This window comes from Paenibacillus sp. D51F (genome assembly GCF_053345695.1).
The window spans coordinates 93,107-112,541 of sequence record NZ_JBKFAO010000002.1; the positions used below are offsets into that span (position 1 = coordinate 93,107).

At 58.0% G+C, this 19,435-nt stretch carries 24 protein-coding genes and 1 tRNA gene; all 25 read right to left on the reverse strand.

Annotated elements, in window-relative coordinates; genetic code table 11:
- Entirely contained in the window at positions 1 to 873 is an 873-nt protein-coding gene (locus ACLBWT_RS03910) for a heptaprenyl diphosphate synthase component 1 (RefSeq protein ID WP_447661772.1), read from the reverse strand.
- 105 nt (positions 874 to 978) lie between these two features.
- Positions 979 to 1,512 (reverse strand): hypothetical protein, encoded by a 534-nt coding sequence (locus tag ACLBWT_RS03915; RefSeq protein ID WP_447661773.1) that lies wholly within the window; start codon positions 1,510 to 1,512, stop codon positions 979 to 981.
- A gap of 212 nt (positions 1,513 to 1,724) precedes the next feature.
- A complete protein-coding gene (mtrB, locus tag ACLBWT_RS03920) occupies positions 1,725 to 1,946 on the reverse strand; it encodes a trp RNA-binding attenuation protein MtrB (RefSeq protein ID WP_076357080.1) in 222 nt (73 codons plus the stop codon).
- Between the two features lie 93 nt (positions 1,947 to 2,039).
- Positions 2,040 to 2,116, reverse strand: a tRNA-Pro gene (locus tag ACLBWT_RS03925).
- Positions 2,117 to 2,369: 253 nt separating this feature from the next.
- A complete protein-coding gene (locus tag ACLBWT_RS03930) occupies positions 2,370 to 2,645 on the reverse strand; it encodes an HU family DNA-binding protein (protein ID WP_076356399.1) in 276 nt (91 codons plus the stop codon).
- A 176-nt stretch (positions 2,646 to 2,821) separates the two neighbouring features.
- On the reverse strand, positions 2,822 to 3,808 hold the full coding sequence (locus ACLBWT_RS03935; RefSeq protein ID WP_447661774.1) for an ABC transporter permease: 987 nt from the start codon (positions 3,806 to 3,808) through the stop codon (positions 2,822 to 2,824).
- Complete coding sequence (locus ACLBWT_RS03940) at positions 3,805 to 5,295, reverse strand: sugar ABC transporter ATP-binding protein (protein ID WP_447662237.1); 1,491 nt, start codon at positions 5,293 to 5,295, stop codon at positions 3,805 to 3,807. Before ACLBWT_RS03940 ends, ACLBWT_RS03935 begins: the two co-directional genes overlap by 4 nt.
- 75 nt (positions 5,296 to 5,370) lie before the next feature.
- Positions 5,371 to 6,489, reverse strand: coding sequence for a sugar ABC transporter substrate-binding protein (locus ACLBWT_RS03945; RefSeq protein ID WP_447661775.1), 1,119 nt, complete (start codon positions 6,487 to 6,489; stop codon positions 5,371 to 5,373).
- Positions 6,490 to 6,775: 286 nt separating this feature from the next.
- Positions 6,776 to 8,254 carry a stage IV sporulation protein A gene (gene spoIVA / locus ACLBWT_RS03950; RefSeq protein WP_447661776.1) on the reverse strand — a complete coding sequence of 493 codons (1,479 nt, stop codon included), beginning with the start codon at positions 8,252 to 8,254 and terminating at the stop codon, positions 6,776 to 6,778.
- Between the two features lie 274 nt (positions 8,255 to 8,528).
- On the reverse strand, positions 8,529 to 9,293 hold the full coding sequence (locus ACLBWT_RS03955; RefSeq protein WP_447661777.1) for a hypothetical protein: 765 nt from the start codon (positions 9,291 to 9,293) through the stop codon (positions 8,529 to 8,531).
- Positions 9,294 to 9,315: 22 nt separating this feature from the next.
- Entirely contained in the window at positions 9,316 to 9,684 is a 369-nt protein-coding gene (locus tag ACLBWT_RS03960; protein WP_447662238.1) for a 2Fe-2S iron-sulfur cluster-binding protein, read from the reverse strand.
- Between the two features lie 30 nt (positions 9,685 to 9,714).
- Positions 9,715 to 10,011: a 2Fe-2S iron-sulfur cluster-binding protein gene (locus ACLBWT_RS03965; RefSeq protein WP_447661778.1), complete on the reverse strand. Its 297-nt coding sequence runs from the start codon at positions 10,009 to 10,011 to the stop codon at positions 9,715 to 9,717.
- Between the two features lie 17 nt (positions 10,012 to 10,028).
- A complete protein-coding gene (locus tag ACLBWT_RS03970) occupies positions 10,029 to 10,217 on the reverse strand; it encodes a DUF2768 family protein (RefSeq protein ID WP_021879539.1) in 189 nt (62 codons plus the stop codon).
- Positions 10,218 to 10,359: 142 nt separating this feature from the next.
- Positions 10,360 to 10,635 (reverse strand): stage VI sporulation protein F, encoded by a 276-nt coding sequence (locus ACLBWT_RS03975; protein WP_447661779.1) that lies wholly within the window; start codon positions 10,633 to 10,635, stop codon positions 10,360 to 10,362.
- Positions 10,636 to 10,753: 118 nt separating this feature from the next.
- A complete protein-coding gene (locus tag ACLBWT_RS03980) occupies positions 10,754 to 11,785 on the reverse strand; it encodes an NAD(P)H-dependent glycerol-3-phosphate dehydrogenase (protein WP_447661780.1) in 1,032 nt (343 codons plus the stop codon).
- Between the two features lie 8 nt (positions 11,786 to 11,793).
- Positions 11,794 to 12,393: a glycerol-3-phosphate 1-O-acyltransferase PlsY gene (gene plsY, locus ACLBWT_RS03985; protein WP_447661781.1), complete on the reverse strand. Its 600-nt coding sequence runs from the start codon at positions 12,391 to 12,393 to the stop codon at positions 11,794 to 11,796.
- A gap of 12 nt (positions 12,394 to 12,405) precedes the next feature.
- Complete coding sequence (der, locus tag ACLBWT_RS03990) at positions 12,406 to 13,728, reverse strand: ribosome biogenesis GTPase Der (RefSeq protein WP_447661782.1); 1,323 nt, start codon at positions 13,726 to 13,728, stop codon at positions 12,406 to 12,408.
- 100 nt (positions 13,729 to 13,828) lie between these two features.
- Positions 13,829 to 14,011, reverse strand: a complete 183-nt coding sequence (locus tag ACLBWT_RS03995) for a capping complex subunit for YIEGIA (RefSeq protein ID WP_447661783.1) — start codon at positions 14,009 to 14,011, stop codon at positions 13,829 to 13,831.
- Positions 14,004 to 14,930 (reverse strand): YIEGIA family protein, encoded by a 927-nt coding sequence (locus tag ACLBWT_RS04000; RefSeq protein WP_447661784.1) that lies wholly within the window; start codon positions 14,928 to 14,930, stop codon positions 14,004 to 14,006. The genes ACLBWT_RS03995 and ACLBWT_RS04000 overlap by 8 nt, the downstream gene beginning before the upstream one ends.
- Before the next feature lie 2 nt (positions 14,931 to 14,932).
- A complete protein-coding gene (locus ACLBWT_RS04005; RefSeq protein ID WP_447661785.1) occupies positions 14,933 to 15,571 on the reverse strand; it encodes a YphA family membrane protein in 639 nt (212 codons plus the stop codon).
- A 151-nt stretch (positions 15,572 to 15,722) separates the two neighbouring features.
- Positions 15,723 to 16,973 carry a 30S ribosomal protein S1 gene (gene rpsA, locus ACLBWT_RS04010; RefSeq protein ID WP_447661786.1) on the reverse strand — a complete coding sequence of 417 codons (1,251 nt, stop codon included), beginning with the start codon at positions 16,971 to 16,973 and terminating at the stop codon, positions 15,723 to 15,725.
- Between the two features lie 127 nt (positions 16,974 to 17,100).
- Complete coding sequence (locus ACLBWT_RS04015) at positions 17,101 to 17,673, reverse strand: lysophospholipid acyltransferase family protein (RefSeq protein ID WP_447661787.1); 573 nt, start codon at positions 17,671 to 17,673, stop codon at positions 17,101 to 17,103.
- Complete coding sequence (gene cmk, locus ACLBWT_RS04020) at positions 17,670 to 18,377, reverse strand: (d)CMP kinase (RefSeq protein WP_447661788.1); 708 nt, start codon at positions 18,375 to 18,377, stop codon at positions 17,670 to 17,672. Before cmk ends, ACLBWT_RS04015 begins: the two co-directional genes overlap by 4 nt.
- A gap of 118 nt (positions 18,378 to 18,495) precedes the next feature.
- Positions 18,496 to 18,651 (reverse strand): hypothetical protein, encoded by a 156-nt coding sequence (locus ACLBWT_RS04025; RefSeq protein WP_447661789.1) that lies wholly within the window; start codon positions 18,649 to 18,651, stop codon positions 18,496 to 18,498.
- 79 nt (positions 18,652 to 18,730) lie between these two features.
- Positions 18,731 to 19,381 carry a flagellar brake protein gene (locus tag ACLBWT_RS04030; RefSeq protein WP_447661790.1) on the reverse strand — a complete coding sequence of 217 codons (651 nt, stop codon included), beginning with the start codon at positions 19,379 to 19,381 and terminating at the stop codon, positions 18,731 to 18,733.
- Positions 19,382 to 19,435 lie beyond the last annotated feature (54 nt).

Here is a 19,435-nt window from a genome sequence, read left to right on the forward strand (position 1 = left end):
TCACCTCATCTCGCCGGTCATTGGGGTAGTCGGTACGGCTGCGGCCATCAGCCGGTCGCCGATCAGCAGCACTTCTTGCGCCAGGCGATCCGACTCGATGCGTCCAGCCAGCGTCCTGAACTTGTCCGCGCAAGCGGCAAGCTTGTCCGCCAGCAGCGGCTGGATCCGATAGCGCTCGATCAGGTCCCGGGCTGCGGCGGAATCCGGAGCGGAAGGCTGCAGAAGCAGCTCCCGGTCCTCCGCTGAACCCGCCTCGAGCACATGCCAGTAGCCCCAGCCTCCCGCGAGCGCATCCCCGCGAAGCGAAAGCGACCACTCCTCGTGCAGAACTTCCATTCGCGCCAGCGTAAGCAGCAGCTCGTTCCATAGGGGACGAATCTTTTCCTCCAGCAAAATCGTAAAGCTGTCAAAGAGGATGCTGCGGATGCCGGCATGCCGATCCAGGTATTCCTCCGCCGTCAGGGAGTTGTCCTTGGCCTGCACGTACAGGCTGGTCTTGAGCCTGTTCGCCTCGCAGATCGAGCTGCTGAGGCGGCGGATCATATCGATCTGGCCCGCTCCGGCCAGCAGCTGGTAGAAGCGGCTGCTGAAATAATCGCCAGCCAGCACGCGCAGCTGGCGCTCGCGCATATCCTTGATGCCGCGATCCCCGGCTTCGGTATCGACGCGGTCATGGGTGTCAAGCCCGAGCTGCACGAGAGAAACCGCAAGCGAATAGAGCTCGCTTGCGGCAGCCGCAAACCTGTGCTGGCTGAGGAATCCGAACAGCAGGCGGATCCGGCTGTCGGGAAAATCCGGCAAGGCCGCGTGGCGCCTGATCATCTCATGGTCGATGTATTTGCTGGCAAGTTCAGGAATTCGGTATCGTGTCATCGGGTAAGCCTCCGAACATAACGGCCGATAATTGACCGTTCAATAATCTAAACTATTATACCACAATCGAATAGTTTAAGCACAGGCGTCGCCGTCAAGACGGATTCACAGCCTGCCGACTGATCCGGCCGCCCATTCCGAATGGTAGGTAAGGCGGAGCCTGGACGCCCAAAGCTTGTTTTGCGCCGGATTGATATCGCTCCAATCCTTGAGCTGTTCCGCATTCATCCACGGATCCGCCCGCCTCATATCCGCCGCTGCGAGCAGCGTGCCCCTGCTGTCCTCGACGCGCACCAGCAGCCGGCTCACATTGGCGGCCTGCACGAAGCTCAGGCCGGCCAGCTGGCGGATATCGCCGAGCCAGTCGCGGCCTCCTGGAGCTGCTCCTTGCCCGTCAAGATCGATCTTGAGGACCGACCCGGTCCATTCCACCCTTGTGATCCGCCTCGTCAGGCTCATCGCGCTGAGCCGGTCCACCAAGCTGCCTTGGTCCAGCAGAGCAGGCCGCTGGACGCGGAACACGGCTTTCTCCTTATCCACGGCAACCCCGCCGGGCGAGGGGAAGATGGACAGCAACAGTACAGCCCCCAAAGCTGCGCAGCCGGCAGCAGCCAGCCGAATCCCGATTCCCGCACGCATAAGCGCGCACCTCCTGCCCTGTCGGCCTGAAGCGCCTGATGCTCCAAGCGCTTATGAGATCAGTATACGGGCAGCGGGCGCAAATCATGTCCAAGCTTTGCTGCAATCGGCCTCTCCGGGCAATCATAGCCACTTGCTTCTGGATTTCATTGGAGTCGAAGAGAATCCCTTCGTCTCCAGATGGCAAAAAAAAACAGGCTCCCGCCTGTCCTTCATTCTCCGGCTTCGACCGTGCCGTACCGCGTCATGATCGTCGCGCGGCCGCGGATCTTGATCGCGGATGTATGATCCGTGAACTGGGCGATGAGGACTTCCCCCTTGTCCAGCTTCTCGGAGTGGTGAAACTTGGTATCCGTTCCGCGAGTGAGGCCGATGACGGTTACGCCTTGATCCTTCGCCTTGATGACAATGTAATCTCCTTCGAGAGCTTCCATGTCCATGCCTCCTTCACTGTTCATTTCAGCAGGGCTTCTATCAAAAACTGCTCTCCCGGACAATCCAGGAAAGCAGCTTGCGATACATATGTATGGTCGGAGTAACAGGATTTGAACCTGCGACCTCACCCACCCCAAGGGTGCGCGCTACCAGGCTGCGCCATACCCCGACAACATCGATCTGCCTTGCGTCGGCTGCATTCGCGCTTCGGATATGCGATCCGGAAGAAGAAAAAGAATGATTCACGACATCCTTCGCTTCGGCACAGGAAAGATTATAGCATCCTCGTGCAGGGGCTTGCAACCGTTCTTGAGGTCGTTCAAGGATTCTCTCTTGCGCACTTATACGGCCTTGAATCCTCTGAGCCCAAAAAAATAAAACGTCCGAACGGAAGCATTCGGACGGCTCCCTGCAAGGAGGGATTAGTTGGATACGAGGTCTTTCAAGGACTTGCCCGGCTTGAAGGCAGGCGTCTTGCTCGCAGGGATTTCGATTTCTTCCCCGGTCTGCGGATTGCGTCCTTTGCGTGCTTGGCGCTCGCGAACTTCAAAGTTGCCGAAGCCGACAAGCTGGACTTTGTCTCCCGCCTGAAGGGCGTCGGAGATGGCGTCGAACACCGCGTCAACAGCTTTCGTCGCGTCCTTTTTGGACAGCTCGGTCAGCTCGGATACTTTGGCAATCAGATCGGTCTTGTTCAATGATCTCACCTCCCAATGGTACTAACCCTATCACTTGTTTTGCCGTTTCCTGCAAAAATATACCTTTTGAAGCGGAACAAACTTATACTATACCAGCAACAAGCGGAATACAAGACTATTTTTGGCAGGACAAAGCCCTTGGAGAGCGGTTTGAAAACCGGTTTCAAAGAGGCGTATCAAGCCCTTTTTCGGTTCAGGTGAATGAATGTGATCGCCAGCGCGAGCACCAGCACGGCGCCCTTGATGAAGTCGTTGGAATAGTACGGAACGTTCATCATCGTCAGTCCGTTCAGCAGCACGCCGATCAGAACGGCCCCGAAAAAGGTGCCGACGATGTTGGGCCGCCCTTTGCCCAGCACCGAATAGCCGACGAATACGGCCGCTACCGCTTCCATGAGGATCGGCGCGCCAGCGCCGGACTGGCCGCTGCCGGTACGGGCTGCGAAGAGCAGGCCTCCGATTGCGGCGAACAACCCCGACAGCACATAAGCCGCGGTGCGGATGCGCTTCACCCTTACGCCCGATAGACGAGCCGCTTCCTCGTTGCCCCCGGTCATTTCCATCTGGCGTCCGATCCGCGTGTATTTGAAGAAGATGAATACGGCCACGAATGCGACGGCCATCAGCACGACCGGAACCGGGATGCCGAGCAGCTCGCCCTGCCCCAGCCACAGGAAGGACGAAGGAATCGTACCCGGAGCGGTCGAGCCGTCCGGCATGATCATGTTGCTGTAGATGGAATTGCCTTTGGTGAATATTTGCTGGATGCCCGAGACGACATACATCATCGCGAGCGTGGCCAGCAAGTCCGGAATCCGCACCCGCACGATCAGGAGCGAATTGATCAGCCCTACCGCCGCTCCGAGCAGGAGCGAGCCGATAATGACGACCGCGAGCGGCATCTGATACCAGACCATGAGCGCCGTCGAAAAAGCGATGACGATCGATACGGTCGAGCCGACCGAGAGGTCGAAGCCGTCCACGGACAAGGAGAATGTGACGCCGATCGCCACGAACGCCGTGATCGAGATCGCCCTCAGAATCGAGGCCAGGTTGTCGTACGTAAAGAAATGCTTATCCCAAAAAGAAAAGAAAATAATGACAATGCCGATGACCAAGAGCGATCCGTATTTGAAAATGAAATCGGCCGATCTGGAATTCATGCTGTTCCTCCTCTTCCTCCGCTGGCTTCGATGAGCAGCTCTTCCAGAGAGGCTTGTCCTCTCGGGAACTCCTTCACGATAGCCCCGTCATACATGACCAGAATCCGGTCGGCGATGCCGACGGCTTCCTGGAATTCGCAAGTCAGGTACAGAATCGCCTTGCCCTGCGCGGCAAGATTGCCGATGACGCGGAAGATATCGCTTTTGGCGCCGATGTCCACTCCCTTGGTCGGCTCGTCGAACAGATATACCGACGCTTCCGTCGGAATCCATTTGCCGATGCTGACCTTCTGCTGGTTGCCTCCGCTCAGCGTCGCGATGATCTGCTGGAAGCCCGCCGTCTTGATTCCAAGCGAAGAGATCAGGCCCGAGGCCGAGTCCTCCTCCTTGCGCCCAGCCAAAAATCCGAGCCGCGTCCAGCGCTTCAAGGAAGGGAGGCTGAGATTCCGCAGCACGGAATCCGACGCGACAATGCCCTGCCGCCTTCTCTCCTCGGGCACGAGGGCGATTCCCGCCGCTACGGCGTCGGCCGGCTGATTCAGCCTCAGTCGTCTTCCGCCTGCGCTGATCGTCCCGCCCTCCACGGAATCGGCGCCGAAGAGGGCTCGGGACAGCTCGGTCTTGCCTGCCCCGACAAGCCCTACAACCGCGACGATTTCGCCGCTCCGCACCTTCAGGCTGACATCCTTCACCCGGCTCCCGCTCCGCAGTCCGCTGACATCGAGGACGACTTCGCCGATATCTGCCTCCAGCTTCGGATACTCTTCCTCGAATTTGCGTCCGAGCATCGCTTCCACTACGCCTTCGGGGGTCAGCTCCCCCTTGTCTGCGGTAAGGACCCGCATGCCGTCGCGCATGACGGTGATTCGGTCGCTGACCCGGAACACCTCCGGAAGCCGGTGGGTGATGAAGATAATGCCGATTCCGCTTGCCTTGAGCCCTTCGATGACACGGAAGAGCCGCTCAGCCTCCTCCAGGCTGAGCGGCGCCGTAGGCTCGTCCAGAATGACGAATCGTGCGCGTTCCGTTAGCAGGCGGGCAATAAGCACCAGCTGCTTTTCCGCAAGGGACAGCTCTCCGGCCGGCTTATGGAGCGGAAGCTCCACGCCGAGCCGCTTCAGCGCGGCTCCGGCTTCCTCGGCCATCGCCTTCCAGTTCACCCATCGTCCCGCGCCGCTGGCTGCATGGCGGTCGAGGAGGATGTTCTCCGCCGTGCTGAGTGCCGGCACGATCGCCGTGTCCACTTCCTGGTAGACGCAGTGGATGCCTAGCGCCTTCGCCTCGGCCGGACTGCCGAGAGCGACCGGTCCCCCGTTGATCTCCACGCTGCCCGAGTCGGCTCCGTACGCGCCGGAGAGTATTTTGATCAGGGTGCTTTTGCCTGCCCCGTTGGCGCCGAGAAGAGCATGAACCTCTCCTCCCGCCACCTCGAGGCCGGCGTCCTTCAATGCCGGGACTCCGGAAAAGGACTTGCATATCCCAGACATGCACAGCATGCTTGGCTGGCTCAAGCGTCATCCCTCCCGTTCATCGATCTGGTCGCAATCCTTCTTGCTTGTCCCTTAATTGCCCGTCTTCCCCATCCAATCGGCGATTCCCTGCTCGCTCTTGCCCCATCCCTCGACATACTCGCTGAGCTCAGTCGTGTTGATCTTCTTGTCCTTCGGCAATGCGTCGCGGGTTACGGCAACCGCATCAAGGACGACCTTGTCATCGGTTTTGTCGCCATGCAGCTTCTGGTACAGGTACCGTACCTGCACGCGGCCGATATCCTTCGGATCCACGGCAACCGAGGCGATCCAAGGAGAATTCGGATCCTGGATCATCTGCAGGTCCTCGTCGCTCATATCGATGCCGTAGACTTTGATCTCATTGCGGCCCGCTTGCTGGATAGCGCGGACGGCTCCTTTGGCGAATTCATCCCACGATGCCCAGACAGCTGCGATGTCGCCTTTGTTCGGATATTGCTTGAGGATGGCTTCCATCTGGTTCTGCGTATCCAGAGCAGGCTTGTCCGCCGTGCCGAAATGCGCGATTTCCTTGATATCCGGGTTCGCATCCATGAACTTCTTGTACGAGATCTGGCGTCTTTCCATCGGCGCAAAGCCTGCAACCCACACCTTGACGATGTTCCCTTTGCCGCCGATATCCGTTTTCAGCTTCTCCAGCGACTTGTCCGCCATATCCTGGTCGTTCTGCTGCAGCACGGTGACTCCCGGCACCGTAATGTCGGCGTCGAACGCTACGACCGGAATTCCCTTGCTGACCGCTTTCTCTACGCCGGACTTCAGCGCTTCCGCCGTGCCGTGGTCGGTAAGGATGCCGTCTACGCCGCCGTTGACCGCAGCTTCAAGCTTGGAGGACATCTCGGCCAGATTGTTGCCCGAGGCCTGCACCTGCACCGTGCCTCCGAAGCTCTCGACCTGCTCCTTCACGCCGGCAACGTATTGGGCGGAAAACGCCCCTTCGTTGAACTGCATGATGAGCGCGATCTTCTTGCCCTTCAGCGAATCATTGCCTTCGCCGAGCGTGGCGAGAATTCCATTTGATTTGCCGGCTGCCGCGCTTCCACCCGTGCCAGCTCCGTCTGCCTCGGAATTATTGCCTTTCTGCCCGCATGCGGCCGTACCCAATAAAGCTGCCGCTGCGAGAACGATCAGTGATTTTTTGCCCCAGTTCATCTCTGTATTTCCTCCCCCGTGATGTCAAGCTTCCTGAATGTGCTTGTTAAGCAACATCATAGCATTTTATCCAAGCATGTCAATCGGATTTAAATGATTTGACATCGAAATGGCTTGAATATTTTGGATAGGGATAATTATAGAACTTCACGAATAATATTCAAGCTTTTTTTGTTTAAAGCGCTGTCGCTCCAAAATATTCCAGTCATTATTCCCCCCTGCTCTCTGTCCGGCGCACGCAAAAAACCGGAGGGCGATAGCCCCCCGGTGCTGAATAATTAATTCATTAGAGAATGATCGCGATAAGGCCTCCGGAGCCTTCGTTGATGATCCTGCCCAGCGTTTCCTGCAGCTTGTAGCGGGCATTGTCCGGCATCATCGCAATCTTGCCCTGGATGCCTTCCCGCACGATGGAATGCAGCGAACGGCCGAACATGTCTGAATCCCATACCTTGATCGGATCGTTCTCGAAGTCCTGCATGAGGTATCTCACGAGTTCCTCGCTTTGCTTCTCTGTCCCGATGATCGGAGCGAACTCCGATTCCACGTCCACTCGAATCATGTGGATGGAAGGCGCCGTCGCCTTCAACCTGACCCCGAAGCGGGAGCCTTGGCGGATCAGCTCCGGCTCGTCAAGCTGCATTTCGGCAAGAGTCGGAGCCGCGATGCCGTAGCCGGTCGTCTTGACCATCTCCAGCGCTTCGGAGAAGCGGTCGTATTCGCGCTTGGCATGGGTGAAATCCTGCATGAGCTGCAGCAGATGGTCCTTGCCCCGGATTTCGACGCCGACCACTTCCATCAGGATCTGGTCGTACAGCTCATCCGGAGCGTACAGGTCGATCTCCGCTACGCCCTGCCCCATATTCATGTCGCTGAGGCCGGCTCTGGAAATGAAGTCGTATTCCATGAACTGGGCGACGACACGGTCCACATCGCGCAGCCTGCGGATGTCTTGGACCGTATCGCGGACCGAATTCTCGAAATTGCTTCTCAGCCAGTGGCTTTCGTTCAGCACCATGACCCAACTGGGCAGGTTGACGTTGACCTCATGCACAGGGAATTCGTAGAGCACCTCGCGCAGGACGGAGGTCACTTCCTCCTCGCCCATGGCAGCCGCGCTCAGCGACATGACCGGAATGTCGTATTTGGCTTGAAGCTCGCCGCGAAGCTGCAGGGCTTCATCGCTTTTCGGACGGGTGGAGTTGATGATGAGTACGAACGGCTTGCCGACTTCCTTCAGCTCGGCGATGACGCGTTCTTCGGATTCGACATACGAGCTGCGGGGAATTTCGGCAATCGTGCCGTCAGTCGTAACGACCACGCCGAGAGTGGAATGCTCCTGGATGACCTTGCGGGTTCCGATCTCCGCCGCTTCCTGGAATGGAATCGGCTCCTCGAACCAAGGCGTCGTAATCATCCGCGGGCCGTTCTCGTCCTCGTAGCCTTTGGCGCCATCCACAGCGTATCCGACGCAATCGACGAGGCGGACGTTGACTTCCAGGCCTTCGGCGACATGAATGCGGACAGCCTGGTTCGGAACGAACTTGGGCTCCGTCGTCATGATCGTCTTGCCTGCCGCGCTTTGCGGAAGCTCATCCACCGCACGGATGCGGTCCACCTCGCTCGTAATGTTGGGAAGTACGGTCGTTTCCATGAATCGCTTGATGAACGTCGACTTGCCTGTTCGGACCGCACCGACGACGCCGAGGTAGATGTCTCCGCCGGTACGCTCCGCGATGTCCTTGAAAATATCCACTTTTTCCACTTTCAGATCCCCTCCCAATCGAATATCCGGTTCGTCGCCTTCCACCGGTCAAGAGGGTAGGCAAGCGACGCAACTCGTACATGCTGTGGACTAGTAATAGCTTATTGTCCATCCTTCCGGATTATGACGGTTGCGTCCAACATTCTTGCATCCCGGTCCGGATATCCATAGCCCTTTCAAGATAGATTGATATGCCCCCAGATAGCAGAAAAGAACCTTCCATCCCTCTCGCGCTTCGCGAAAAAGGGACAAGAAGGTTCTCGTCCTATAAGATCTATTCGGGCTGGGCCACAGGCTCCCCGCCGACAAGCTTGAACGGCGGGGATTTGACCGGCACGAAGTCGGTGTCCTCCGCCAGCAGCTGCCGCAGGTCGAGCTCCGCCCCCACCTTGTCGAGGCCGCGCTTCTGGACGAAGCGCATCAGGTCGCTTCCGTAATCCGCGTAGACCCGCCCCTCATCGCTCATCATGAACGGCAAGGCGCCGCCGGAATACAGGCTGCGGACGGAAGGCTCCCGCTGGCCCAGTTTTTTGAAGTCGATCCGGCTGTAGCCCGGATAAGCTTCGCCGGCGGCCGGCAGATCGCCTCCATGGCTGCGGCCGTACTGGTCGACCCAGCCCTGCACGTCGTTCACCGCCTGGAAGATCATCAGCGGCATCAGCTTCACGGTTGGATCCTTCTCCTCGTTCTGGATCAGAAAGTAATAGCTGCCGCCTTTCTCGAACGAAGCCGCCGGCAGATCCGACATGAAGTTCTCCCGCTGCAGCTTGGGAAAATCGATGACGAATTTTTCGTAGATCGGCGTTTCCTGGTTGGCGTTCTTGATCGGCAGAAGACCCTTCTTCTGCTGATAAAGATCGACCACCGCCTGCACCCCGGCAACGGCGTCCATCGATGGAACCTGGCTTTCGGCCATGCGCTCTCGCGGATACATGCAGCCGGACAAGCCAGCCGCCAGCATCATGGCGGCTGCGGCTCCTGCGATGCCTCGCCGTTTGCGCCCCTCCGCCGGGCGGCCAAGGGATCCTTTTCTCAACATAATGCCATCCTCCTGCTTCGGACTAGCTTCGGAATCCCCGCAGCCAATCGTCATCGTCTTCAGCGGCCTGACGCTCCAATTGACGTCTTACAGCTGCTTTCAGCGGACTTTCGGGTATGCTGACATGGCAATTTCCCGTAATCCTGCTCTGGCAGCCCAGCCGCTCAAGCCCGTCGGTTCCAAGCTTGCGGCGCTCCACGTCGCTCAGGCGGGAAAGCCCCTCTTCCCCGTGGTCGGGGAGCAGCGACATCTTGCACATGAGGCAGGCGGCTTTGCCGTCGCAGCGCACGGGAACGCTGAGGCCTGCCTGCCTTGCAGCGCTCAGCAGCGTCGTGCCCGGCCTGACCTTGACGGTCTTGCCCGATGGCCAAAAGGTCGCCTCTGCCATGATCGCGCCGCCTCCTTTATGTAGGCTGTCTAATTAGAAATAAGGCTTGTGCCGGACGACGATGACCGCATCGTCGCTGTTCACGACAGCCTGGCAGGACAAACGGAAGCCCTGATCAAGCTCTTCCGGCTCCAGGCGGTCCCATTCGGCGTCGGTGACGTCTTCAAGATGCTCCATGCCTTGATCGACATGGCAGCGGCAGCGGGCGCATGTTCCACGGCTGCAGTTGTAGCCCCATTCCGCCCTGGTCTTCACCGCATGCTGGAGCAGCGTGCGGCCTTTCACGGCATCCGCGTCCGTAGCGCGCGTACGGCCGATGAGAGTAATCATCGTGTCATTCCCTCCGGTCAGACGATAATCGAAAACACGCCAAGGATAAAGCCGAATACCAGCATGGCGAATGCGGCCAGCGACAGAACGCCTCGCAGAATCCCCTTCGTTTTCATGCGGGCGAACGTAATCACCAATGCGGATATGACCATCAGGCCGATTCCGGCCAGCGAGATCCACATTACGGTCATCGGACTCGGTTGCATTTGTTACGCCTCTCCATTCCTCCGGACCACCTCCGAGCGATGCCGCCGTCCTGCAAAAGGCTTGTCCCCGGCCGCTCCGGAACGACGGACCGGGCAAGCGTAAGCTCAGCCGGTCCGAGGCCGTTCCAGGAACGATGCGTCCTTATTTCTTGATCATCATTTTCATCAAGCTTTCCAGGCTGCCCATGTTCATGCCGCTCGCCTTGACGGCTTTGATGATGTCGTTCATCGTCTGCTCCGACACCGGGACCTTCGCCATATTGGCAACCTGCTTCACCAGCTTGCGAAGCTCTTCCTCACTCTGGATCGTCTCCGGAGTGACTCCGCTGGCGATTTTTTTGACCTGATTCTCCGTAATGTTTTTGCCGGTTTTCTTGTTGACTGCTCCAAGAATATCCTTCGGCGAATGTTTGCTCACCATTGTCGCCTCCCCAGTATTGATGGGGCTAGCGCCGGCCGAAGCCGGCGTCATAACCGCTCTAGCCTCATCTTATGAGGAGAAGCCGCTCGGGGTGAGGGCGGATGCCGGGTAAGGACTACAGTTCGCCGGTGCGGTCTCGAAGCATGAGCATCTCCACCGCTTCGCGGGGATCCTTGCCCTCGAAGAGCACCTCGTAGAGCTGGTCCGTTATCGGCATTTCGACGCCGTAGCGCGCCGCGAGCGTTCGGGCGAAGCGGGTCGTGCGCACGCCTTCCACGACCATGCCGACCTTCTCCAGCACTTCGTCCAGAGACAGGCCGCTGGCGAGCAGCGAGCCCGCTCTCCAGTTGCGGCTATGCGGGCTCGTGCAGGTCGCAATGAGGTCGCCGACTCCGGCGAGCCCGGCGAACGTCATCATCGTCGCCCCCATCGCGGAGCCGAGGCGGCCGATTTCAGCCAAGCCGCGGGTCAGCAGCGCTGCCTTGGCGTTGTCGCCAAAGCCGAGTCCGTCGGAGAGGCCGGCTCCCAGCGCGATGATGTTCTTTATCGCGCCGGCGACCTCGACTCCGATGACATCGGGATTGGTATAGACCCGGAAGCAGGAATTAATGAAGGCGTCCTGCGCCCGTTTGGCCGGTCCAGGGAATATCGAGGCGACGACAACCGTCGTCGGCAGCTTGCGCACGACTTCCTCGGCGTGGCTCGGTCCCGAGAGCACGACGATCTCGCGCTCATCCCTTCCAAGCTCGCCCGCAAGCACCTGGGACATGCGCTCCAGACTCTCCGCTTCAAATCCTTTGGTGGCATGGACGATGACGGCCTCCGGGCCGATCGCCCCCGCCGCGGCGGCTGCTACTTCCCGCATTGCGGAGGAAGGAGCTGCGAACAGCACCAGCTCGGCTTCGCGAAGAGCTTCCTGCATATCCGTCGTCGCGCGAAGCGCAGACGCCAGCGGAATATCCGGCAAATAACGGGAGTTGGTGTGGCGCTGGCTGATTTCCTCCGCCTGTCCGGCGCTGCGGGTCCATATGGTCACCTCGTGGCCATTGTCCGCAAGCACCGATGACAGCGCCGTTCCCCAGCTGCCTGCGACAAGTACCGTTACGCGGAGGCGCCGCCGCCCGTTGGTTTCCGCATTTGTCGGCATTGTGCTGCTCATCCTTTCTTCGATCCGAGCTTGTTTTCCTGGCCGCGCGCCAGCTTGACGATATTGGTCCGATGACGGACAAAAGCGAATAAGCATAACAGCATCGCTGCCCATAACGCCGGCTCGGCGCCTTCAAGGAAGAATATGAATAATGGCGTCAACAAAGCGAAGACGAGCGAGCCGAGCGAAACGTAGCGGGTCAGGGCTATGACCGCGATCGCAATGATGCCGGCGATCAGGCAGGGCAGGAACGACAGGACGACGAGAGCTCCTACCGTCGTGGCGATTCCCTTGCCTCCCTTGAAGCGGAAATATAGCGGCCAATTATGTCCCATGATCGCGGCCAGTCCGCAAATCGCGGGCACCCAGTCCGATTCCGGGACGAGCAGCTGCCCGAGCAGGACGGCGCAGACGCCTTTGGCGATGTCCAGCAGGAAGACGGCGATGCCGGGGCCTTTGCCGAGCACGCGGAGCGTATTGGTAGCTCCGGCATTGCCGCTGCCATGCTGGCGGATATCAATGCCCTTCACATAGCGGGCTATCAGAATGCTGAAGGAAACAGAGCCGAGCAAATAGCTCGCTGCAATCGCAATGATGGATGTCAGCAACCTCGTTCTCTCCTAATCCTCGTCCGACTTCTTGCGCGTGAACAGACGGATCGGCGTGCCTTCGAAGTTGAACGCGGCACGGATCTTGTTCTCCAGATAGCGCTCATAGGAGAAGTGCATGATCTCCGGAGCGTTAACGAAGATGACGATCGTCGGAGGCCTTACCGCCACCTGCGTGACATAATTAATCCGCAGCCTGCGTCCTTTGTCTGTAGGCGGAGGATTGATCGCAACGGCATCCGAGATCACATCGTTGAGCAGATGAGTCTGAATGCGCAGGGAATGCTGCTCGGAGGCGTGGTTGATGACCGGCAGAAGCTTATGCAGACGGGACTTCGTCAGCGCGGAGAGGAATACAATCGGCGCGTACGACATGAACAGGAAATGATCCCGGATATTCTGCGTAAAGTTCTGCATGGATTTTTCATCCTTGTCGATGACATCCCATTTGTTGACGACAAAAATGGAGGCTCTGCCCGCTTCATGGGCATATCCGGCGATATGCTTGTCCTGCTCGATGATGCCTTCCTCGGCATTGATCAGGATCAGAACGACATCCGCTCGTTCGATCGCCTTGAGCGATCTCATGACGCTGTATTTCTCCGTCGTTTCGTACACTTTGCCGCGCTTGCGCATGCCGGCCGTATCGATAAGTACGTAGCGCTGGCCGTCCTTCTCGAACGGGGTATCGATCGCGTCGCGGGTCGTTCCCGCCACTTCGCTGACGATAACCCGCTCTTCGCCGAGCAGCGCGTTGACGAGCGAGGACTTGCCGACATTCGGCCTGCCGATCAAGGCGACCTTGATGACATCCTCGTCGTAATGATCTTCTTCCAATTCGGGAAGCTTCGATACGGCTTCGTCCAGAAGGTCGCCAATGCCGGTGCCATGGGAACCGGAGATGGCGATCGGGCTTCCGAAGCCGAGCCCGAAGAATTCGTAAATGTCTTCCATCCGGCCCTGGTTGTCCACCTTGTTGACGGCTACGACAACCGGCTTGCGCGAACGGAACAGCATTTGAGCCACTTCTTCATCCGCAAGGGTAAGTCCGGTTTTGGCGTCGACCATGAAGATGATGACATCTGCTTCCTCGACAGCCAGTTCAGCCTGCATCCGGACTGATTTCATGATTTCGTCTTCTCCGTCGATCTCGATGCCGCCTGTATCGACGATGCTGAACGATCTTCCATTCCATTCACCGGTTCCATAGATCCGGTCACGCGTGACGCCAGGTTTATCCTCAACGATAGCCAGGCGGTCGCCTATGACCCGATTGAAGATCGTGGATTTCCCCACATTAGGCCTGCCCACGATGGCTATAACGGGTCTTGCCATAGTATACACCCTCTCAAAAATACTCACGCCATTCATCATAGCAAAAAACAGCCTCGTTGGCTAACTTTTCAATGGTTTCCTATGGAAACGCAGGGTTCGCCTACCGGCTTCTGTCCACCAGGATGAACGATCCGTTTTTCAGATCATGCGCGGTCGCGTCCATGATCTTCTCCAGGAAAAATGCCGTCTCCTGGGCTTTTTCAACATCTTTCTCAATAAAAATCGGCGCTCCGCCAGCTACAGAGTCATGGCTTGTGCTGACAATGGCAACGATGCTAGCCATTCGATCCGCCCTCCCCCTGATTGACTCCCGCTTTGGACGGCATTCGAACCGCCATCTCCAGCAGCGGGACACGCCTGGCGATTTCGCACGCTTTGGACAGATCGCGCTCATGCGGAATAATGAAGACGCCAAGGCAGCCGCTGTCCAGGTCCAGCTTGGCCATCGGGACCAAGGCCGGCTCCCCTTCGTCGCTGTGCAGGCCTAGAATCGTGGACAGATCATAGAGGAGCGCCTGCCTCTGTCCAAGATTAGACAATGTGACCCGGCCGTTGGCGCTGCGGGGCTTGACGATGAGTCCAAGGCCATGCTTCGCGATGATGTCCCGGTTGCTTTGCAGGCCGACATTCATAATGTAGATGTTGTCGACATACAGATCCGGGCCTTCGATTCTGACCTCGCCGGGAATAATGTCCGCGATGGCAGAGAGCGATTTACCCGATTTCAATTTCCATACGACGATCAAGGACAGCAATCCTCCCGCTATCCCGATCCAGAGATTGAAAGCGACGGCGAACAGGCTGGCGGCCATGGCCGCCATGATGACCAGATAATTGCGGCCTTCGAAGACCATGGCGATCCCTTCGATGTACGAAGTCCCTCTCGAGACGATTTCCATGGAATCCATTTTGCTCAGCGTCTCCCTTTCCATATTGCGCACCTCGCGGAATTGCTGGGCGGCGACCGTCAGGAACGTCAAGGCCGTCAGGTTTTTCTGGTAGAGTGCCGGAACGGCGACCGCCCCAAGCGCCGAGGCGATCACTCCGAGCGAGATATGGATGATCTGGCCGTGCGGGTAAGTGGGATACTGCCTGTAATCCGTGCGCAGCAGCAGGATCCGTGCCAGCAATCCAAAGGCGATGCCGGCCATCACGCCGACGACCATGCGATGTTCATGCAAGTAGATCGACACGTCATCCATCCTCAGATATCCCCTTCCCTGTTATCCATTCGCTGCATGAATAAGCGGGAGAATCCGGACGCGGCCGCGGAAATGACAACCGTCAGAAGACGGCATGACGCTGCGGCTGCGGCAAAGCCGTCCCACCAGCCTGCCTTGCCGATCGCGGACGCGGCACCAAGGGATGAGGGAAGCCATGCGGGAAAAACCGATGCAATCCAATATCCCGCGGCGATAATGACAAATTGGTTGGCCGCCCGCAGAGAGAGGAGGGCAGCGAGCATGCCGCATAAGATCGGAATGTCCCAGCCCGCCCTCACGACGGTCAGCAGCGGGCTTGAAGCATACAGAGTGTTCATCCATGCCATAAGCAGCCCCAGAAGCAAGGCGCAGCCCGCCGTATAGAAGCGGTCTCCGCGCCGCACTCCCGACATCCAGACTGCAAGACATGCCAGCAGCAAGGCGGCCGCCGATGCGCTTGCCTTCAGACCCCACGGCAGATCAAGCTCGACCCGCGACAGTATGATCATGCCGGCGATGCCTGCCATCGCCGTCTTCCATCCCAATCCTCCAGCCGCTTCCATGTTCCAGCCGGTCGCAAGCAGAATCAGCCAGACAGCCGCGAGCTCCAATGCCAGAAATCCTTCTTCCATTCCACTCATTGCCTGCACCTCCTCCGCGTATTATGCGCGAAGTGCCAAGGTTTGAATCGCGGAGCGAAAGCAAATAAAAAAGCCTTTCCGACCTGAATCGGAAAGGCTGTCGAGCCGATGCGGCCCCCGCATCATAAGCGCGGGGCTGCACCGTCTTGAATCACTTGAATTTGCTCAGCTTGTCGCCGAAGCGCTCGCCAAGGTTGAAGCTCATGCTTTGGTTGCTCAGGGAGACGTTCGGGTTGTCGATCTTCTCCTTGAATCCGCCGCGGTCGGAACGCTCGCGCTGAGGACGCTCGGCGCGCGGAGCTTGCTCCGGAGCCTCTTCCGTTTCTTTGATGCTCAGGCTTACGCGCTTCTCGGACGGGTTGAAGTCAAGGATTTTGGCTTGAACTTCTTGGCCTTCCTTGAGCACTTCCTGAGGAGTCGCCACGTGGCGGTGAGCGATTTGGGAAATATGAACGAGGCCTTCCACTCCAGGAGCGATTTCAACGAAAGCTCCGAAGGTTACAAGGCGGCGAACGGTACCCGTTACGATGTCGCCCGTTTTGAATTGGCCGCTTACGGATTCCCATGGTCCCGGTTGGGCAGCTTTGATGCTGAGGCTGATTTTGCCTGCGTTAGGGTCCAGCTTGAGGACTTTGACGCGGACGGATTGGCCTTCCGTTACGACATCCTTCGGATGCGCAACATGCTGCCAGGACATTTCGGAAACGTGAACAAGGCCGTCTACTCCGCCGATATCGACGAATGCGCCGAACGGAGTCAGCCGTTGAACCGTTCCGTCAAGCTCTTGGCCGACTTCGAGGCCGGAAATGACGCTTTGCTTGTTCTTCTCGAATTCCTGCTCCAGAACATCTTTCGCGGAGAGGATGATTTTATTGTTTTCGCGGTCGATTTCTTTGATTTTGACATTCAGGGTACGGCCCTTGTAGTCTTTGAAGTCCTCGACGAAATGACGCTCGACCATGGAAGCCGGAATGAAGCCGCGCACGCCTACGTCAACGACGAGACCGCCTTTGACGACATCGGCCACGGTAACTTCAAGAACTTCGCCGGCTTCGAATTGGGCTTGCAGGGAATCCCAAGCCTTTTCGCCGTCGACGGCTTTCTTGGAGAGAACGAGCTTCTCCTTCTCGTCGTCGATCGTGATGACCTTCAGCGTGATTTCCTCGCCGAGCTTCACCGCGTCATTGGCGCTGTCCAGCTGTACGGAGCTGAGCTCGCGCAGTGGAACCACACCGTCATATTTATAACCTAGGCTTACGGTTGCCTGGTTGTCTTCAACTTTCACAATCGTGCCGGTCACGATGTCGCCCTTTTTGAGGGAAACGATGTTCTCAAGCTCATCTTGGCTAAGACCTTGCTGAGATTCTTGGACAGAGTCCTGGATCTTTGTTTCTTCTGACATTGAAATAACCTCCTCAGTTCATACCCCAACTTTATTTAAACCCATATTGTACCATTGAAACGGAAGGGCGGAAACTTGGGCTCCCGATGAATCCCTACCCTGACAGGAACAAGGGAATAAAACATGCTTACGCTTGCTTGCGCAGTTCTTCGATTCGCTTCATGATGGCTCTTGTCACCTGTTCCAGCGCATCTCCGGATGAAGACATGAATTCGGATAAGTCCACGGGCTTGCCGTAGGAGACGACGGTCTTGCGGAACAGCTTGTAGGACCCCGAGATGGCGACCGGTATGACGACCGCTCCGCTGCGCATGGCGATCATGGCCGCGCCCTTCTTGGCTGCGTCGCCTCCGCTGTTGCGGCTTCCTTCGGGAAAGATGCCCATGACATTGCCTTCCTTGAGAAGAGCTATCGCCGTCTTGATGGAGTCCTTGCTCACTCCGCCGCGCTTGACGGGGAATGCGCCCAGAGCCCTGATCAAGGGGCCGAACAGCGGCACGTTGAACAGCTCGGCCTTCGCCATGTAGTGGACCTTGCGGCTGAGCTTGATGCCGACGGTCGGCGGATCGAAATTGCTGATGTGGTTGGAGCAGAGAATGACTGGCCCTGCGGCCGGTATGTTCTCCAGTCCTCTGGCTTCGAGACGGAACAGCAAGCCATAGGCGCCTCTCAGGACAGCGCGGCAAAAGGTGTAGATCATGGCAAGTTCGCCTCCGCCAGTTTTTTGCGGCTGAGCGATGTGATCGTGTCGATGACCCCGCTGGCAGGAATGCCGGTCGTATCCACCAGAATATGATCCGGCGTACGGATCAAAGGCGACACGGCGCGCTGCATGTCCTTGCGGTCCCTCTCCTCGATCTCCTTCTCCAGCTGTTGAAGCGTCAGCCCCGAATCGGGATCCGTCTCGCGGAACCTTCTGAGCGCCCTTTCCTCGACGCTGGCCGTCAGGTAGATCTTGAGCTCGGCATCCGGCAGCACATGCGAGCCGATGTCCCGGCCGTCCATGACGACGCCCTTGCCGTCCGCCAGCTTGCGCTGCTTGTCCGCCAGCAGCATCCGGACCCGATCGTTGGCCGCGACTTGGGAAACGTTCAGATTGATGTCCCGGGAGCGGATCAAGGCTGTGATATCCTCTCCGTTCAGCAAGACGATCTGGCCGTCGGGTCCCGGAGCCAAGGAAATATCCAGCCCCTCCGCATGTTCCGCCAGCGCGCCGTCGTCGCCGATGTCGATGCCGGCGGAACGCGCGCTCCATGTAACTGCGCGGTACATGGCGCCAGTATCGATATAAATATAGCCTAATGCCTCGGCAACGCTCCGGGCTACGGTGCTCTTGCCGGCACCGGCGGGTCCGTCGATCGCAATGTTGATGCGCTCGCCTACCCCGTCGTGATGGGTACTCAAAGGGCGTTCCTCCAAGCGATGTCCATGAGAATTTCTCGTTCAAAATCAGAAAAAAAGCAGGCTGTGCCTGCCAAATAATTATATCACAGTCGACTGTTGGATGCAAAACAGTAACCGTCTATCGGAATTTCTCCCCCTCCTGGTTGCGGCGGCTGACGATATCCCCCCGGTCGCGATGCATGCATGCCGCAGCCTGTACAGCCAGCAAAGCGGCGAACAGAAGAAGAAAGCAGGCGGCAAGCCCCCAGGTGACCTTGTCCTCCATCCTTCTCATCAGCCCATCCCTTCCAATCGCAGGAATATAGGCCTATGTTGCCCATTAAAAACTAGGTTATGTACGCTCGAGAACAAGATTACTTCCGGAATTCCAATTGCCGTTCGAAGCAGAAACGGATGATTCTTTGCCGGTCCGGCTCCGAAATCGTCGTAAATTTGAGCATCGCCTGCTTCTTGCCCGTATCCGTCATGTCGACACGGACAACCTCGCCCTTGAAGAAGGCATGCTCGAGCGTCCCGTTCTTGTAAGGCACGAGCAGCCAGCACTCCAGCTCCATTCCTTGTTCGACCGGCTTGGCCTGATCGCAGAGGAACGATATGCCGCCGCCGCCGATATCATCCGTCATCGCCACGAACCGGATGCGTCCGCGGATGGACACCGCAAGCTCCAGATCGGCCGGCACCCGCAGGAAGCTGCGCCTCTGGATTTTCGTCATGCTGTCGGGATCGGCCTTGCGGATCCGAACCAGACGGATGACGTCTTCCCGGAAGCCGAGAACATGGGAGTTGAAAAAATGCTTGATGCCTTCCGAGCTGACGATATGGGCCGAAAGCTCGTCCCCGATGTACAGCTTTTTCAGCTTGCGGCTGGGCTCATGAAGCGGAACTTCAATGTATATGGCCTCGGCATCCTCGTCCGCGATCCGGGACTTGAAGACCATCTGAGCTTCTTCTTCATCGGAAGAAGCCACTTGAATGTATAGATTTTCGTTTACCCTAGGCAGCAAAATAGGCTCCCCCTCCCGTAATGCCATGATTATAGCATGTCGGATGATGGGGAG

Bases quoted from the DNA above. Each gene is read 5' to 3' on its own strand.
- ACLBWT_RS03910 (WP_447661772.1), bottom strand. From the start codon at position 873: ATGACACGATACCGAATTCCTGAACTTGCCAGCAAATACATCGACCAT.
- ACLBWT_RS03915 (WP_447661773.1), bottom strand. From the start codon at position 1,512: ATGCGTGCGGGAATCGGGATTCGGCTGGCTGCTGCCGGCTGCGCAGCT.
- mtrB (WP_076357080.1), bottom strand. From the start codon at position 1,946: ATGGAAGCTCTCGAAGGAGATTACATTGTCATCAAGGCGAAGGATCAA.
- ACLBWT_RS03935 (WP_447661774.1), bottom strand. From the start codon at position 3,808: ATGAATTCCAGATCGGCCGATTTCATTTTCAAATACGGATCGCTCTTG.
- ACLBWT_RS03940 (WP_447662237.1), bottom strand. From the start codon at position 5,295: ATGTCTGGGATATGCAAGTCCTTTTCCGGAGTCCCGGCATTGAAGGAC.
- ACLBWT_RS03945 (WP_447661775.1), bottom strand. From the start codon at position 6,489: ATGAACTGGGGCAAAAAATCACTGATCGTTCTCGCAGCGGCAGCTTTA.
- ACLBWT_RS03955 (WP_447661777.1), bottom strand. From the start codon at position 9,293: ATGTTGAGAAAAGGATCCCTTGGCCGCCCGGCGGAGGGGCGCAAACGG.
- ACLBWT_RS03965 (WP_447661778.1), bottom strand. From the start codon at position 10,011: ATGATTACTCTCATCGGCCGTACGCGCGCTACGGACGCGGATGCCGTG.
- ACLBWT_RS03970 (WP_021879539.1), bottom strand. From the start codon at position 10,217: ATGCAACCGAGTCCGATGACCGTAATGTGGATCTCGCTGGCCGGAATC.
- ACLBWT_RS03980 (WP_447661780.1), bottom strand. From the start codon at position 11,785: ATGCCGACAAATGCGGAAACCAACGGGCGGCGGCGCCTCCGCGTAACG.
- der (WP_447661782.1), bottom strand. From the start codon at position 13,728: ATGGCAAGACCCGTTATAGCCATCGTGGGCAGGCCTAATGTGGGGAAA.
- ACLBWT_RS03995 (WP_447661783.1), bottom strand. From the start codon at position 14,011: ATGGCTAGCATCGTTGCCATTGTCAGCACAAGCCATGACTCTGTAGCT.
- ACLBWT_RS04000 (WP_447661784.1), bottom strand. From the start codon at position 14,930: ATGGATGACGTGTCGATCTACTTGCATGAACATCGCATGGTCGTCGGC.
- ACLBWT_RS04005 (WP_447661785.1), bottom strand. From the start codon at position 15,571: ATGAGTGGAATGGAAGAAGGATTTCTGGCATTGGAGCTCGCGGCTGTC.
- rpsA (WP_447661786.1), bottom strand. From the start codon at position 16,973: ATGTCAGAAGAAACAAAGATCCAGGACTCTGTCCAAGAATCTCAGCAA.
- ACLBWT_RS04015 (WP_447661787.1), bottom strand. From the start codon at position 17,673: ATGATCTACACCTTTTGCCGCGCTGTCCTGAGAGGCGCCTATGGCTTG.
- ACLBWT_RS04025 (WP_447661789.1), bottom strand. From the start codon at position 18,651: ATGAGAAGGATGGAGGACAAGGTCACCTGGGGGCTTGCCGCCTGCTTT.